At 63.9% G+C, this 14,801-nt stretch carries 10 protein-coding genes; 6 read left to right on the forward strand and 4 right to left on the reverse strand.

What is annotated here, in order from left to right:
• Positions 1–178: 178 nt before the first annotated feature.
• Positions 179–1,114, reverse strand: coding sequence for an L-lactate dehydrogenase (locus H7688_RS22265; RefSeq protein ID WP_183363463.1), 936 nt, complete (start codon positions 1,112–1,114; stop codon positions 179–181).
• Between the two features lie 471 nt (positions 1,115–1,585).
• Between H7688_RS22265 and H7688_RS22270 the strand changes: the two genes are divergently transcribed.
• The gene (locus H7688_RS22270) at positions 1,586–3,199 is read left to right on the forward strand and encodes an ammonia-forming cytochrome c nitrite reductase subunit c552 (RefSeq protein ID WP_183363464.1); all 1,614 of its coding nucleotides are present in this window, start codon (positions 1,586–1,588) and stop codon (positions 3,197–3,199) included.
• 212 nt (positions 3,200–3,411) lie between these two features.
• Here H7688_RS22270 and H7688_RS22275 read toward each other — a convergent pair whose 3' ends face one another.
• Entirely contained in the window at positions 3,412–4,221 is an 810-nt protein-coding gene (locus tag H7688_RS22275) for a glycosyltransferase (protein ID WP_183363465.1), read from the reverse strand.
• A gap of 127 nt (positions 4,222–4,348) precedes the next feature.
• A complete protein-coding gene (locus tag H7688_RS22280) occupies positions 4,349–6,844 on the reverse strand; it encodes a helicase C-terminal domain-containing protein (protein WP_183363466.1) in 2,496 nt (831 codons plus the stop codon).
• A 130-nt stretch (positions 6,845–6,974) separates the two neighbouring features.
• Between H7688_RS22280 and mnmL the strand changes: the two genes are divergently transcribed.
• A complete protein-coding gene (gene mnmL / locus H7688_RS22285) occupies positions 6,975–7,898 on the forward strand; it encodes a tRNA modification radical SAM protein MnmL/YtqA (protein WP_183363467.1) in 924 nt (307 codons plus the stop codon).
• A gap of 85 nt (positions 7,899–7,983) precedes the next feature.
• Here the strand turns inward: mnmL and H7688_RS22290 are convergent, their stop codons facing one another.
• Positions 7,984–9,225: a BamA/TamA family outer membrane protein gene (locus tag H7688_RS22290; protein WP_183363468.1), complete on the reverse strand. Its 1,242-nt coding sequence runs from the start codon at positions 9,223–9,225 to the stop codon at positions 7,984–7,986.
• Positions 9,226–9,529: 304 nt separating this feature from the next.
• On the opposite strand from H7688_RS22290, the gene flhA reads away from it, so the two are divergent.
• The 4 genes from flhA to H7688_RS22310 are packed head-to-tail and all read left to right on the forward strand — an operon-like array spanning position 9,530 to position 14,795.
• Positions 9,530–11,614, forward strand: coding sequence for a flagellar biosynthesis protein FlhA (gene flhA / locus H7688_RS22295; RefSeq protein ID WP_183363469.1), 2,085 nt, complete (start codon positions 9,530–9,532; stop codon positions 11,612–11,614).
• Positions 11,604–13,139, forward strand: coding sequence for a flagellar biosynthesis protein FlhF (locus tag H7688_RS22300; protein WP_183363470.1), 1,536 nt, complete (start codon positions 11,604–11,606; stop codon positions 13,137–13,139). The genes flhA and H7688_RS22300 overlap by 11 nt, the downstream gene beginning before the upstream one ends.
• Entirely contained in the window at positions 13,136–14,059 is a 924-nt protein-coding gene (locus H7688_RS22305; protein WP_183363471.1) for a MinD/ParA family protein, read from the forward strand. The genes H7688_RS22300 and H7688_RS22305 overlap by 4 nt, the downstream gene beginning before the upstream one ends.
• Positions 14,043–14,795 (forward strand): FliA/WhiG family RNA polymerase sigma factor, encoded by a 753-nt coding sequence (locus tag H7688_RS22310; RefSeq protein WP_183363472.1) that lies wholly within the window; start codon positions 14,043–14,045, stop codon positions 14,793–14,795. Before H7688_RS22305 ends, H7688_RS22310 begins: the two co-directional genes overlap by 17 nt.
• Positions 14,796–14,801: the final 6 nt, after the last annotated feature.

Raw genomic sequence — 14,801 nt, forward strand, 5'->3', positions numbered from 1 at the left:
AGTTCAAAATCCTTGGGAAGATATTTTCCGAAGAAAAACAAAAACTCCCACCTTCCTTAACATCAGGAATAGTGGGAGTTTTTGTTTCTTTACAGGGTCACCGTTTCAACACTTTAAGCAAGGGCGTTGCGATTGCGAGGGCGCTTTTTTTTACCAGTTGCACTGCCGGGTCGCTCACTCACACACCCAGCACCGCGTTGGCGATGACTTCCGCGCTGGCACAGAGCGCGCCATTTTCGGACGCGGTAAGTGTGGGGGGGAAGGTCGCCAGGATCCCCGAACCGCCGACCAGGTTCGGCAGCGAGAAGGTGACGCTCGGGCCGTCCCAGGACTCGGGAGTGGCCGAGGAGACGGTGAGGATGGCGCGCTGATCGTGCAGGATGACCTCGACGAGCCTGGCCAGCGCACTGCCGATGCCGTAATAGGTCGCCCCTTTCCCCTCGATGATGGTGTAGGCTGCCCGGCGCACGTCCCGGTCGATCTGCTGGCGTTGCTCCTCGTCGAAACGCACGCCGCGGCGCTGGCAGAACTCCTCGAGCGGCATCCCGCCTGCGGTCACCAAGGACCAGGTGAGTACCTCGGAATCCCCGTGTTCGCCCAGCACGTAGCCGTGCAGGTGGTGCGGGTCCACCCCCAGGTGGATGCCCAACAGGGTACGAAAGCGTGCGGTATCGAGCATGGTCCCGGAACCGATCACGCGACTGGCGGGGACGCCGTAATCCCTGGCGTAGCGGATGGTGAGGTGGGTCATGATATCCACCGGGTTGGTGGCGATGACCAGGACGGCGTCCGGCGCATAGCTCAGTATCTGCGGCACGACCGATTGGAACACCGCCGCGTTACGTTGCAGAAGTTCCAGCCGGGTCTCGCCCGGTTTCTGGTTCACCCCGGCCGCGATGACGACCGCACGGCTTCCCGCCAGATCGGCATAGCTGCCGGCCCGCACCGTAAGCGGGTGGGCGAAGGGGACCGCGTGGTAGATGTCGTTCGCCTCGGCGCGGCTGCGCGCCTCGTTGTAGTCCACCAGCACGATTTCCCGCCCCACCCCGCGCATCACCATGGCGTAGGCCGCCGTCGACCCCACCAAGCCACATCCGACAATGCCAACTTTCATGACTGCTCCTTGCGCATCGTGATCGGAGACTCGTTCCCGTCACGGTCAGCACGCCGCGACCGACAGCAACGGCTGCAGTCTCCCCTGCAGGATGATAACAAAACGTGAAGAATTTGCTCGCGCTAGTCAGGGTACCACTCACGTTCGCCGCTCAGGTTTCAACTTCCGCTTCCCGGCAGAGATGGTGATGTATGAATTTTAGCCAACAGTGCGCTCATAGTTTTAGCACGTTGCCAACACTCGACCTGGATTTACAATTCAGCGGGCAGGTTCTCTTCACGTTGAAGATCATTCAGATATTTTCCCGCTAGATAGCGGCTTTTGACTTCGGTCATTTTTTTGTGCCTGCAATGCCACTAAAGTAGCCGCGATTTTATTGTCGCTGTGACATTTATAATTGATGCAACCCAACAGTTCAGGACACGGTTTGATCTCTCCTGGACCACTACCCGTGCAATTGAGGAGGAAACGATGCTGAAGAGGAACCTGGTCCTGGCTGCAGCCTTGGGCACCGGCGTGCTGAGCGCACTGGCGCTCCCAAGTCTCACCACTGCCGCAAAGGCGAAACCGGCCCCGAAAGCGGTCAACGACGGACGCGCCAAGTGTTACGAGTGCCACGAGGAGGTGAAGGCGCTGAAGGAAGGGTCGAAGCATGCGGCACTCTCCTGCAAGACCTGCCACGACAAGCTCGACGAGCACCTGAAGGACTCGTCGAAGGCACCGGTGACCCGCCTGGACCACGCGGTCTGTGGCACCTGCCACAAGAGCCAGTACGACAGTTTCTTCGAGGTGCACTACGACCCGAATGGCGCCCGGAAAGAGAAGGGTGTCCCGGGTGGCCGCTCGCCGATGCAGGACAAGCTCCTGGCCGGCCACGGCTTCACCTTCGAGCACACCGAGCCGCGCGGGCACGCCTACATGGTGGTGGACCAGTTCGCCTCGGATCGTTTCCAGGGCGGCCGCTACCAGTTCAAGGGTGGCTGGGCCAACTACGACAAGGTGGGCAAGACCTGGGACATCCTGGAGGACAAGGGCCCCAACACCAAGATCCCCGAGTCGGCCATGGCCGGCAACCCGACCTGCATGCAGTGCAAGACCTCGGACCTCACCCTCAAGTGGAAGTTCCTGGGTGACAAGGGTGGCAAGTTCGACCGCACCTCCAACGTGAACGACGTGGTGAAGGCCGTCGACAACCCGCTGGGGTGCATCTCCTGCCACGATCCGCACGGCACCCAGCCCCGCGTGATCCGGGACGCCCTGATCCAGGCCGTACAGCAGAACACCAGCGGCAACATCTTCTCCAAGGGTGGCAAGACCGACCTGAAGGTGATCGATTTCCGCGGCTTCCGCAAGATCGGCGTGATGGAAAAAACCGATTCCCGGATGATGTGCGCCCAGTGCCACGTCGAGTACAACTGCAACGCGGGCGGCCAGTGGAGCGACGGCAAGCCGGTCAAGTACGACGACGGGCGCACCAACCACTTCCCGCTGAAAAACGCCAAGGAGATCCTGGCGCATTACAAGAAGCTCGACTTCTACGACTTCAAGCACGCGATTACCGGTGCGCGCCTGATCAAGCTGCAGCACCCCGAGGCGGAGACCTACGCCGGCAGCACCCACGACAAGGCGGGGGTCCAGTGCCACCAGTGCCACATGCCGGCCAAGAAAGGCAAAGACGGCAAGAAGTTCTCCAGCCACTCGGTGATCCGTCCGGTGAACGACGTCCAGGCGGCCTGCCTCGGCTGCCACCCGAAAGACAGCGCGGCCAAGAAGAAGTACCAGATCGAGACCATCCGCAACTACACCAAGGGTAAGATGCGCAAGGCCGAGTACTGGCTGGGGAGCCTGATCGACACCTACGCCGCCGCTCAGCGCCAGGGGGTACCCGAGACCGTGCTGGCGCAGGCCCGCGAGAAGCACGAAGAAGCGCACGTCCTGTGGGAGTACTGGACCGCCGAGAACAGCGACGGCTTCCACAATCCGGGACTGGCCCGCGACAGTCTGACCGCCTCCATCAGCGCCTCCAAGGCGGGTGTGAAGATCCTCAACGACGCGATGCAGCCGAAGAAAGAAGAGAAGAAGTAAGTACCTGAAGTCCCCGAACAACAAACGCCCCGGCCGGAATCGGTCGGGGCGTTTTGTTTTATCTGGAGAATCCGGGAGTCCCGGGAATTTTTTGGAATTTGGGGAAAGCCGTCCACTGGGTCCCCTCTCCCCCTGCGGGATAGGGACAGGGTGAGGGGGAAGGGTGCCACGTCGTTGCCGTTGGCAGCTCAGCCACCCCCCGGCCCCTCCTGTCAAGGGGATGGGGTGGTGTGGTTTCCGGAATGTTCCGAAGCGGTGAGATAGCTGAGGTACCTGCTGCGGGCGGCACGCAGGTGGAAGAAGAGGGTGCAGTACTCGAAGGCCCCCTTGAGGTAATCCTTCACCCCGATCTTGGAGCCTTTGATATCCGCCCATTCGCGCAGCGGGTGCTCGACCCAGGACGTGGCCAGTTCCTCGCCGGTCCGGTGCTGCAACAGCAGGAAACGGCCGATCATCTCGACGTCGAAGGTCCAGTTCACCTTGAAGGGGGTGCCGAAGACCTGCCGCAGGATCGGGGCGTTCTTGAACATCTTGGCGCCGCACTGCGTGTCGTAGACCTTGAGCTGCAGCAAGAGCGAGGCGCAGGTCGCGAACACCCTGCCAATGTAGTGCCGCCAGGCCTTGCGCTCGATGCTGCGCCCGAGCAGGCAGACCCGCGAGCCGAGGACCACATCGACCCCACCGCCATCCAGAATGGAGCAAAATTCGGCAATTGCCTCGAGAGGGGTGGCAAGGTCCGCGTCCCAGTAGCCCACGTACGCGCAGGGGCCTTCGATCGCCTTGAGGATGCCTCGGCGCACCGCTTCTGCCTTGCCGGAGTTGCGTTCCAGGTCCAGCACGTTGATGCGGGCCGGTTCACTGTCTCTCAGGGCGTGCAGGCTCTGAAGCGTTGTGTCACGGCTGCCGTCATTGACAAAAAGAAATGACAGTCCCGGGTCTTCCTGGAGAACCTTGAGAAAACGGTCTGGATTGAGCCGCTCCGCCTCGTTGTAACAGGGAACGACAATGGTAGTGGTCTTCACGTTGATTCCGGATTCGCAGGATTAGTGTCTGGACGCAGCGTACGATAGCACAAGATGGAAAGGGGCAGGAAGCTTTTTGGCAGGACGACGGCCAGTTGGAAGGGAGAACTGACAGTACGGTGTGCTGCTAGCCCATCGGTCCGAAGAACGCCGCCATCTGCCGGCAGAGTTCTTCCTCGGGCTCCTTTTTCACCTGAACCCCGTGCAACGCCGTCAAAAAGATTTTCCCGTAGTTCTTGGTGAGCACCCGGGAGTCCAGGACCAGCACGGCGCCGCGGTCTTCCTTGCTCCGGATCAGCCTGCCGAACCCCTGCTTGAACTTGATCACCGCCTGCGGCACGGTGTAACTCATGAAGGGATCGCCCCCCTTGGCGGCGATGTGCTCGTTGCGCGCCTCGAGGATCGGTTCGGTGGGGACGCGGAAGGGGAGCCGGGTGATCACCACGAGCTCGAGCCCCTTCCCCTGCACGTCGACACCCTCCCAGAACGAGTCGGTGCCGAAGAGCACCGGGTTGGGAGAGGTGCGGAAGCGGGACAAGAGCAGGTGCCGGTTGGTCTCGCCCTGGCGCATGGCGGTGAGCCCGGCGGCCTTGAGCGGTTCGGCCAGGCGGTTCGCCACCCGCGTCAGGAGGTCGTACGAGGTGAAGAGCACGAAGGCCCGTCCCTGCGAGATCTTCAGTGCCTGCAGGAGGTGGCTGCAGAGCCGCGCCTCGAACTGCGGCGAGGCGGGTTCGGGCATGTCGGAAGGGACCCCGACGAAGGCCTGGTGGGCGTAGTCGAAGGGGGAGGGGAGCAAGAGCTCGCTCACCCGCTCCTTGGGGAGCATGGCGATGCCGGTGCGCCGCTTCAGGAAGTCGAACTTCTCGCCCACGGCAAGCGTCGCCGAGGTGAGCACGATGGTCTTGAAGCGGTCCAGGATCACCTTCTTGATCGATTCGGACACCTCGAGCGGCGAGGAGCAGAGCTTCACCAGGGGCCCTTTCCTCAGCTCGAACCAGTGGCAGTAGTCTTCCTGCTGGCTGGTGAAGAAGTGCAGCGCCTCGACCGCGGTTTCGATGCGCCCCTTGGCGCCGCGCAGGTCGGTGAGCGGGCCGGCCAGCTTCTCCAGCACCTTGTCCGAGAGCCGCTCGCAGGACTTGAGGAAGGTCTGCATCAGGAGCGCGTAGTCCGAGAGCTCCTTGCACATGGTCTCGACCTCTGCGCTTACCTTCTTCCAGAGCGGTGAGGCCTGGATCTCCGGCGTCACCCGCAGTTTCTGCTCGATCCCTATGTGCTTCAGCTTCTCCACCAGGGCGTCCCCGATGGCGTCCATGCCACGGGCCACCGCGTCGTTGATGGCGACCCGCTTGGGAATCAGTCTCCCCTCCAGCACCTCGGCAATCTCCAGGTAGAGGTCGTCCTGCGACTCGGGGACCGCGGCGGAGAGCTGGGTGGAGAGCTGCGGCAGGATGCCGCGGTGCGCCTTGCGGGGGTGCTGCAGCTTCCCCAGCAGCTTCATGAGCCCCTGCCGGGAGACCTGGCTGGAGAGGAAGTTGGTGGCGACGTCCTCCAGGTGATGCCCCTCGTCAAAAACCAGACGTGTGAAGGGGGGGAGGATGGCGGTGGCGTCGTAGCCGGTCTCCTGGCGCACGGCCAGGTCGGCGAGCAAGAGTGCGTGGTTCACGACCAAAAGGTCGGCGCCGGCGGCCTCGCGACGTGCCTTGTAGAAGAAGCAGCGGGTGTAGTTGGGGCACTTGACCCGGCCGCACTGGTCCGATTCGCAGGCAAGCTCCTCCCAGACCTCGTCCTTGGGGATGAAGGAGAGGTCGCTGCGGCAGCCGTCTTCGGTCTGCTTGCTCCAGAGGACGATGGCGTCGAGCTCTTCGGCGGTCTCGTCCTTGAAGAGCGAGGCGTCGGCGGCGTTGGTTTGCAGCTTGCGTAGGCAGAGGTAGTTGCCGCGTCCCTTGACCAGCACCGCGCGGAACTCGAGGTCGAGGTGCTCTTGCAGGAAGGGGATATCTTTCTGGATCAGCTGTTCCTGGAGGTTGATGGTGTTGGTGGAGACCACCACCCGTTCCTTGTTGCGCACCGACCAGAGCACGGCTGGGAGCAGGTAGGCAAGCGATTTCCCGGTGCCGGTGCCGGCCTCGACGACGGAGACCTTCTCGTCGTTGAAGGCCTCGGCGAGGATGAGCGCCATGCGGGTCTGCTCGGGGCGGTGTTCGTAGCCGGGGAGCGCCTGGGCCAGCACCCCGTCCGGGGCGTAGAAGCGTTCCACCTCGGGGAAGGCGAGGCGTTCCACCACCCGGCGAGTGAAGGCCGAAACCGCCTGGTAGCAGCGTTCCGCCTTGTTGTCGATGATGTAGAAACCGACCCCCTGGTTACCCAGGAGCGAGGCGATCTCGATGTCTGCTTGCGAGGGGGTTAAGTGGCCGGAGGGGTGGTTGTGGATGACCACGTCGCCGAACGAGGCGGCGATCATGATGGCGGCGACGGCGTCGCGGTTGCCGCGGGCCAGCGGCTCGACGTCCACCACCAGGCGGGCGTCGTCGGTGCGTCCCAGGAAGAAAACCTCGTTGCCGCCGGCATCGGCGATTGCTGCGCGGAGCTGCTGAATTGCGTGGTCGGAAAAAGAGTTAAGCATGACGCCCTCGAAGATACAGGCTTTGCCAGGGGGAGGCAATAAGAAAAGGGACTGGGGGCTGGGGGCTCGTGGCCCCCTATCGCCTTTGGCGCCTGAGTGTGCTACTGTGCGCCCGGGGGATTACACGACGATGCAGCGCTACAACAGTTTCTCCGAAGAACTGAAAAGGGTCTTCGGCTGCAAGGTACAGCGACTTTCGGTCGACGCCGGCTTTACCTGCCCGAACCGCGACGGCAGCGTCGCCACCGGCGGCTGCATCTTCTGCGGCGGCCGGGGCTCGGGCTCCTACGGCATCCTCGAGGGGGCCGCGGTGGCCGCCCAGATGGCACATTCCAAAGAGGTCATGGTCCGTAAATACAAGGCCACGAGCTTCCTCGCCTATTTCCAGTCCTTTTCCAACACCTACGCGCCGGTTGAAAAGCTGAGGCAACTCTACGACGAGGCACTCTCCGTGCCGGACGTGGTCGGGCTCATCGTGGGCACCCGCCCCGATTGCCTCCCCGAGGAGACGCTGGACCTCCTGCAAGGGTACGCCGAACGCTCCTACTTCTGGCTCGAACTCGGGCTGCAGTCGCACCTGGACCGGACCCTTGCCGCCATCGGGCGCGGCCACGACCTGGCCTCGTTCAACCGGGCGCTCGCGGGGTGTCAAAAGCGCGGCATCAGGGTCTGTGCCCACGTCATTCTGGGACTTCCCGGGGAGAGCCGTGAGGAGATGCTGGCGGGGGCGGAGTTTCTCAATGCTGCGGGAGTGGACGGGGTGAAGCTGCACCTGTTGCACGTGATGCGCGGCACCCGGCTGGCGGAGGAGTACCAGGCGGGGAGGGTGCCCATGCTGGACCGGGACGGCTACGTGGGGCTGGTCTGCGATTTCCTGGAACGGCTCGACCCGAACATCGTGGTGCACCGGCTGACCGGCGACGGCAACCGGGCCGACCTCATTGCCCCTTTGTGGTCGCTCAAGAAGTTCGAGGTGCTGAACTGCATCGATCACGAGCTGGAGCGCCGGGGGACCCGGCAGGGGCAAAAACAGGGGCTGGGGACTAGGGACTAGGGACTGGAGGCCACGGCTGCGGCAGAGGCAGATCGAACGATTCGGTTCTCGCTAGCCCCCAGTCCCCAGTCCCTAGCCCCTGCCGTTAAAACGGATAGCCCAGCCCCACGAACACCGCCGGACCTTCCTTGCCAAAGCCCACGTCGATGCGGCCGATGATGTTGGGGCTCACCACCGCCCTGAACCCGATCCCCGGGTTGAACTCGAAGCTCTTGGGCTCCGCCTCGTCCAGGGACTTCATCACGCTCCCCAGGTCGATGAAGGGGGCCAGCTCCCAGTCGGCCCGCACCCCGAATACCTCCCAGCGAAACAGTCTGATCCGTTCCTCCAGGTTGCACAACAGGTAGCTGTTGTCGATGAACCGGTTCCGCCCGTAGCCGCGCAGGGTGCTCTCGCCCCCCAGAATACTGCGCTCCAGGAAGGGGACGTCGCCTCCCAGCGTCTGGTTGTAGCCCACCCGCCCGACCGTGATGAATCGGGCATCCATCAGGGGGTAGTACCCCTTGAATTCCGCCTCGTAGTGCCGGTAATCGGCGCTGCTGCCGAAGGCGGTCAGACTCGCCTCGACGCTGGCGCGCACCCTGATACCGGTGGTCGGAATCACCAGGTTGTCCACCGAGCTGTACACCAGGGCGAGCTGCTGGGCGTGCGCCGTGAAACCGTCGGCTCCCGGGATGTTCGCAAAACGCGGCACGTCGCGCAGGAAGGGGAGCTTCTTTACGGCACCGGGACTGATCTCGACATCCTTGTAGCGCTCGCCGAAGACGATCTGGATGCTGGGGAGGACCGGGACGGGATAGCCGGCCGAGAAGGTGAAACCGATCTCCTGGTCGGTATAGTTGGTCTCGTTCTTGGAATTGCTGCGCGACTGGAAACCGAAGAAACGGGCCGAGCCGTCCCGGAAACCGAAGATGAAGGCATTCAGTTCCAGCTTGCGGTCGAACAGGTCCTGGTCGCGCAGCTTGATCTCGTAGTCCTCGTTGATCCGCCCGGACTTGGCGAGGTTCACCTCGATGCTGCGCAAGGGTGACGGGTAAAAGGCGCCGTAGAGGCTTCCGCTCACCCCGAAATTCTCGTTGTAGTTCACCTGCGGCGCGAAGAGGGTGGTGACCTCGTCCTTCTGGTTATGCAATAAAAACGCGGTGAGCCCGCCGTAGGTGATCCCCTCGTTGGGGCTGGAGGCGATCACCGGCAGCGGAATGGTCACCACTTTGACGGTTTCCTGATCCCCACGGACCAGGGGAAGGTTCGCCGCAGGGATGTAGCTGGTGCAGCCGGCAAGGCCCGCTGTCAGAAGCAGTATGAGAAAGAAAATGCTGGTGCGCATGGTCCTCCATCCGATCTTAAAAATTGCAAAGATAGCGGCTCTCAGGCATTTTTACAACCCCAAAAAACTCCCCCCGGCGCTGCCGGCGTCCCGCCGGTTTTTGGTCAAAAACTTGACTTATGTAAGAGAAAAATGACGTGAATAACGCCGGTTTTCCGGCGGCTCCCCCACGACCTCAAATCCGCTCTCTACGCGGTTTCACTGGCAAAATTCTCCCCGTGGCACCTCCTTCCGACGGCTGGCATACCGGTTGCACAACTCCCTGCGCAAGTAATCCCCCCGGCACAGACAAGGAACGGAACTTATGGCCAGCAGCGCAGTGGAGACCCTCGAGGTCCCTACTCCCAGCAAGAACGCGGACATCTACATGGCGCTCGCCCTGATCGGGATCCTTGCGCTGATGATCGTCCCCTTGCCGGCCATCCTTTTGGACATCTTCCTCGCCGCCAACATCACCATCGCCCTGGTTATCCTGCTGGTCTGCCTCTACACGGTGCAGCCGCTCGACTTCTCGGTGTTCCCCTCGATTCTCCTGGTCACCACGCTGTTCCGCCTGGCGCTCAACATCGCCTCGACCCGCCTCATCCTCCTGCACGGCTCGGAAGGTGTCGAGGCCGCCGGCGGGGTCATCAAGGCCTTCGGCCAGTTCGTGGTCGGCGGCAACTACGTGGTGGGCGCGGTCATCTTCCTGATCCTCGTCATCATCAACTTCGTGGTCATCACCAAGGGTGCCGGCCGCGTGGCCGAGGTCGCCGCCCGCTTCACCCTGGACGCCATGCCGGGTAAACAGATGGCGATCGACGCCGACCTCTCCAACGGCATCCTCACCGACAAGGAAGCCAAGGCCCGCCGCAAGAGGATCTCCCGCGAGGCCGACTTCTACGGCTCCATGGACGGTGCCTCCAAGTTCGTGCGCGGGGACGCGGTCGCCGGCATCATGATCGTCCTGGTGAACATCATCGGCGGCTTCGTGATCGGGGTCTGGCAAAAAGGGATGCCGCTGGACCAGGCGCTCTCCAACTACACGCTCTTGACCATCGGGGAAGGGCTGGTTGCCCAGGTTCCGGCGCTCATCATCTCCACCGCGGCCGGCGTCATCGTGACCCGCTCCGCCGACGAGAACAACTTCGGCCACGAGATCGCCGGGCAGCTTTTGAACTACCCGAAGGCCTTCCTGGTCGCCTCGGGCGTGCTCTTCGCCTTCGCGATGATCCCGGGCTTCCCGCACTTCGCCTTCCTGCTCCTCTCCGGCACCTCCTACCTGGTGAGCCGCATGGCCCGCGAGAAGGTCGAGGAGGTCGAAGAAACCCTGGCGATCGCCCAGGCGGGCGCCGACGAGGACCAGGACCAGGTCAGCACGATCCGCCCGCTGGACATGCTGGAACTGGAAGTGGGCTACGGCCTGGTGCCGATGGTGGACGCGAGCCAGCAGGGGGAACTCCTGGACCGGATCCGCTCGATCCGCAAGCAGTTCGCCGACCGCATGGGCTTCATCGTCCCCCCCATCCACATCCACGACAACCTGCAGTTAAAGCCCTACGAGTACAACATCCTCATCAACGGTGCCAAGGTGGGGGGGGGCGAGCTCTCCGGCCAGTACCTGGCCATGGACTCCGGCGGGGCCACCGGCCAGCTGGAAGGGCTCAAGACCACCGAGCCGGTCTTCGGGCTCCCGGCGGTCTGGATCAAGGGGAAGGACCGGGAAACCGCCCAGGTCTCCGGCTACACCGTGGTGGACAACACCACCATCCTGGCCACCCACATCTCCGAGATCACCAAGAAGCACGCCCACGAGCTGGTGGGGCGCCAGGAACTGCAGCAGCTTCTGGACGGCGTCGCGGCGACCCTTCCCAAGGTGGTCGAGGAGTTGGTCCCCTCGCTCCTCTCCCTGGGTACCGTGCTCCGCGTGGTGAAGAACCTCCTGAAGGAAAGCGTCTCGATCCGCGACTTCCGCTCCATCCTGGAGACCCTGGCCGACTACGGCGGGGTAACCAAGGACCCGGAGATGCTCACCGAGTTCGTGCGCCAGAGCCTGGGGCGCTACATCGTGGAGCAGTACAAGCGCGAGGACGACACCCTCTGCGTGATCACCATGGACCGCGATGTCGAAGAGACCATCGCCGATGCGGTCCAGCTCTCCGAGCAGGGGAGCTACCTGGCCATCGAGCCGGGGGCCGCGCAGCGCATCCTGGCCAGCATCCGGCGCCAGGCCGAGCGCTTCGACGCCGCGGGCGCCCTGCCGGTCCTGATGGCCTCGCCGACCATCCGGCGGCACGTGAAGAAACTTACCGAACGGTTCATGCCCAACCTGGCGGTCATCTCGCACAACGAGATCCCGCCCAACATAAAAATCCAATCCTTAGGCGTGGTGGTGCTCAATGCTAGTTAGAACGTTCCAAGCAGGCGAGATGTCGGAAGCGCTCAGAATGGTGAAGGCCGAGATGGGGCTGGACGCCATGATCCTCTCCTCCAAGAAGGAGCGCAAGAAAGGGATCCTGGGCTTCTTCTCCAAGCCGTACTTCGAGGTGACCGCAGCCCTGGAGCCCCGTCCGGTGCAGCGTCCCAACCCGTACCGCGAGGAGCCGGAACCGCCGGCACGCGAGCTCTCCACCAAGGAAGAGTTCCAGAACTCGATGCTGGGCCCCCTGGCCCGTGAGGTGCGCGAACTGAAGCAGCGCGTCGAGGCGCTCGCCAAGAAGGAGGCCGTCAGCCAGCCGGTGCAACCCGCGGCTGCAACCCCGGCCCCGGCCGCCGAGGCCGAACCGGCCCCGAGGACCTTCGCCAAGGAAGAGCTCGAGGAGATCAAGAAGCTCCTCTTCAGCGCCGTCGCCGGGAACAAGGAAGCCAAGCCGCTCACCTTCCCGTCCGCCGATGCGCAGCCGCCGCAGGCCCAGTCCTCGGCCGTGCCGGCCTTCGACCCGCAGGCCCTGCGCGAGCAGCTCGCCAGCCTGCAGATCCCCCGCTTCCAGGAACCGGTCGTTGCCGAGCCCCAACCCGAGCCGGTCGAGGCGCCGGAACCGGCAGTGTTCCAGGCCGAGCCGGTGCAGGTCGTGGAACTCGCGGCCCCTGCAGTCGAGGCGGCCGTCGCTCCCGAGACCGTGGTGGTCGCCGCCCAGCCCGAGGCTCCTCAGGGACCCCTGGCCGAGCTGGCCCGGACCCTGCGCGACGAGGAACTGGCCCCGGAGACCGTGGAACTGTTGATCGGCGAACTGGCCGGTGCAGCCGAGGCGGGTGCCGACCTGGCCACCCTGAAGACCCAGCTGGTCGAGAACCTCGCCGCCCGCATCAAGTGCTCGGGTTCCCTGCGCATGAAGAAGACCGGCCCGCGCATCATGGCGATCGTGGGACCGACCGGCGTCGGCAAGACCACCACCATCGCGAAGCTCGCCGCCATGTACGCCCTGAACCGCGGCGCCTCGGTCGCCCTGGTCACCACCGACAACTTCCGGGTGGGCGCCATCGAGCAGCTGAAGACCTACGCGAAGATCATGGACCTGCCGCTTGAGGTGGCCGCCAACGAGCAGGAGCTCGCCAAGGTACTGGCCCGCCACTCGGACAAGGACCTGATCCTGGTCGATACCACCGGGAGAAGCCACAAGGACTCCGAGCGGCTCGGCGAACTGAGGGCCTTCCTCGAGTGCCACCCGGCCATCGAGACCTACCTCTGCATGTCGGCCACCACCCGCGGCCGCGAGCTGGACGAGATCGTCGCCACCTTCGGCGGGCTCCCCATCTCCAAGTTACTGTTCACCAAGCTGGACGAGAGCGAGAGCTACGGCTGCATCGTCAACACGCACCTAAAGCACAAGCTCCCGATCTCCTACCTGACCACCGGTCAGAAGGTCCCCGAGGATATCGAAGTGGCAACTGCCAAGAAACTCGCTGCGCTGATGGTCAAGGAGTCCGCTCGATGACAGCTTCGCGTGGCACCACAGATCAAGCCGACATGCTGCGCCAGCTGGCGGGCAACGCCAAAAAACGCGTGTCGGGCGCACCCCGCCGCGAGCACCGCGCAGGCTTGAGGGTAATCTCGGTCACCAGCGGCAAGGCGGGGGTCGGCAAGACCAGCGTCACCATCAACCTCGCCGAGGCCCTGGCCTTGAGGGGCGAGCGGGTCCTAGTGGTCGATGCCGACCACGGCCTGGGGGATCTCTGCCTGCAGTTCGGCATCCTCCCCAGCTACTCGCTGAGCCAGGTGCTCGCCAACGAGCACACCCTGGAAGAACTCCTGGTCGACCTGGGGCAGGGGGTACAGCTCCTGCCGGCCGGGACGGTGTCCCAGCAGTACCACTCGCTCTCGCCCAGCGAGCGCCTGGCCCTGTTCCAGGCGATGGAGCGGCTCGAGGAGCACTTCGACATGGTGCTCATCGACACCGGCGCCGGGATCCCGGCCAACGTGACCGGTTTTGCCAGCGCGGCGCGCGAGGTGATGCTGGTGATGACCCCGGAGGCGACCTCGATCACCGACGCCTACACCATGGTGAAGACCCTTTCCGGGCGCTACGGCGCTCTCAAGTTCAAGTTTTTGGTTAACCGGTGCCGGGACGCTGAGGAGGGGGCAGCGCTCTTCAGAAAGCTCTCGGCCATCACCGGAAAATTCCTGGAGGTCTCCCTGGAGTACGCGGGTTGCATCCTCCACGACGAATTGCTCGTCGAATCCGGCAAGCGGCGCGGAACGCTCAGCCGCCTGTTCCCCGATGCCACGGTCACCCGGCACTTTGCGACCTTGGCACAGCAACTGACGACAGAGGGTCCCGTGGGCGCCGTTGCCACGCCGCTCGACCCGCCGGCCGCACGATGCAAGGAGTGGAGAAATCATGAACTGTCTTCTTAAGGCGTACGAACAGGAAGCGCACCGCGGAGTGCCGCTCACGAGAGACGAACTGGTGGTATCCCACCTGCCACTGGTTAAGTTCATCGTCGACAGGATCGCCTCTTCGCTCCCCCCCCACCTGGACCGCGACGACCTGCGCAGTGCGGCGGTCATCGGGCTCATCTCGGCAGCCGAGCGTTTCGATCCCTCGCGCGGGGTGCAGTTCAAAACCTTCGCCGAGCAGCGCATCCGTGGCACCATCATGGACGAGCTGAGGGCGCAGGACTGGCTGACCAGGAGCCTCAGGGACAAGTTCAAGCGCCTGGAGCGCGAGTTCTCCCAGCTCGAGCAGCGCCTGGGGCGCAACCCCTCCTCGGACGAGGTGGCGCTCGCCATGGGGCTCGAGCTCAAGGACTACTTCCGGCTCCTGGAGGAGATCCACCTCCTGTCCTTCGTCTCCCTGGACGACGCCTGGCACGACGAGGACGGCGCACCTTTCGGCCTGCTGGACGTCCTGGAGGACAAGGGGACCGAGAGCCCGCAGAGCCAGCTGATCGCGCGCCAGACCGTGGAGCGCCTGGCCGAGTCGATCGACGCCCTCCCCGAGAAGGAGCGCATCGTGATCACCCTGTACTACTACGAGGAGCTGAACCTGAAGGAGATCGGCGCGGTGCTCGATCTCACCGAGAGCCGCATCTCGCAGCTGCACAGCCAGGCGATCATCCGGCTGCGCGGCAAGATGAAGCGGCTGGGCTAGGGGGCA

Origin of the sequence: Geomonas limicola (assembly GCF_014193675.1) — a bacterium.
Lineage (GTDB): Bacteria > Desulfobacterota > Desulfuromonadia > Geobacterales > Geobacteraceae > Geomonas > Geomonas limicola.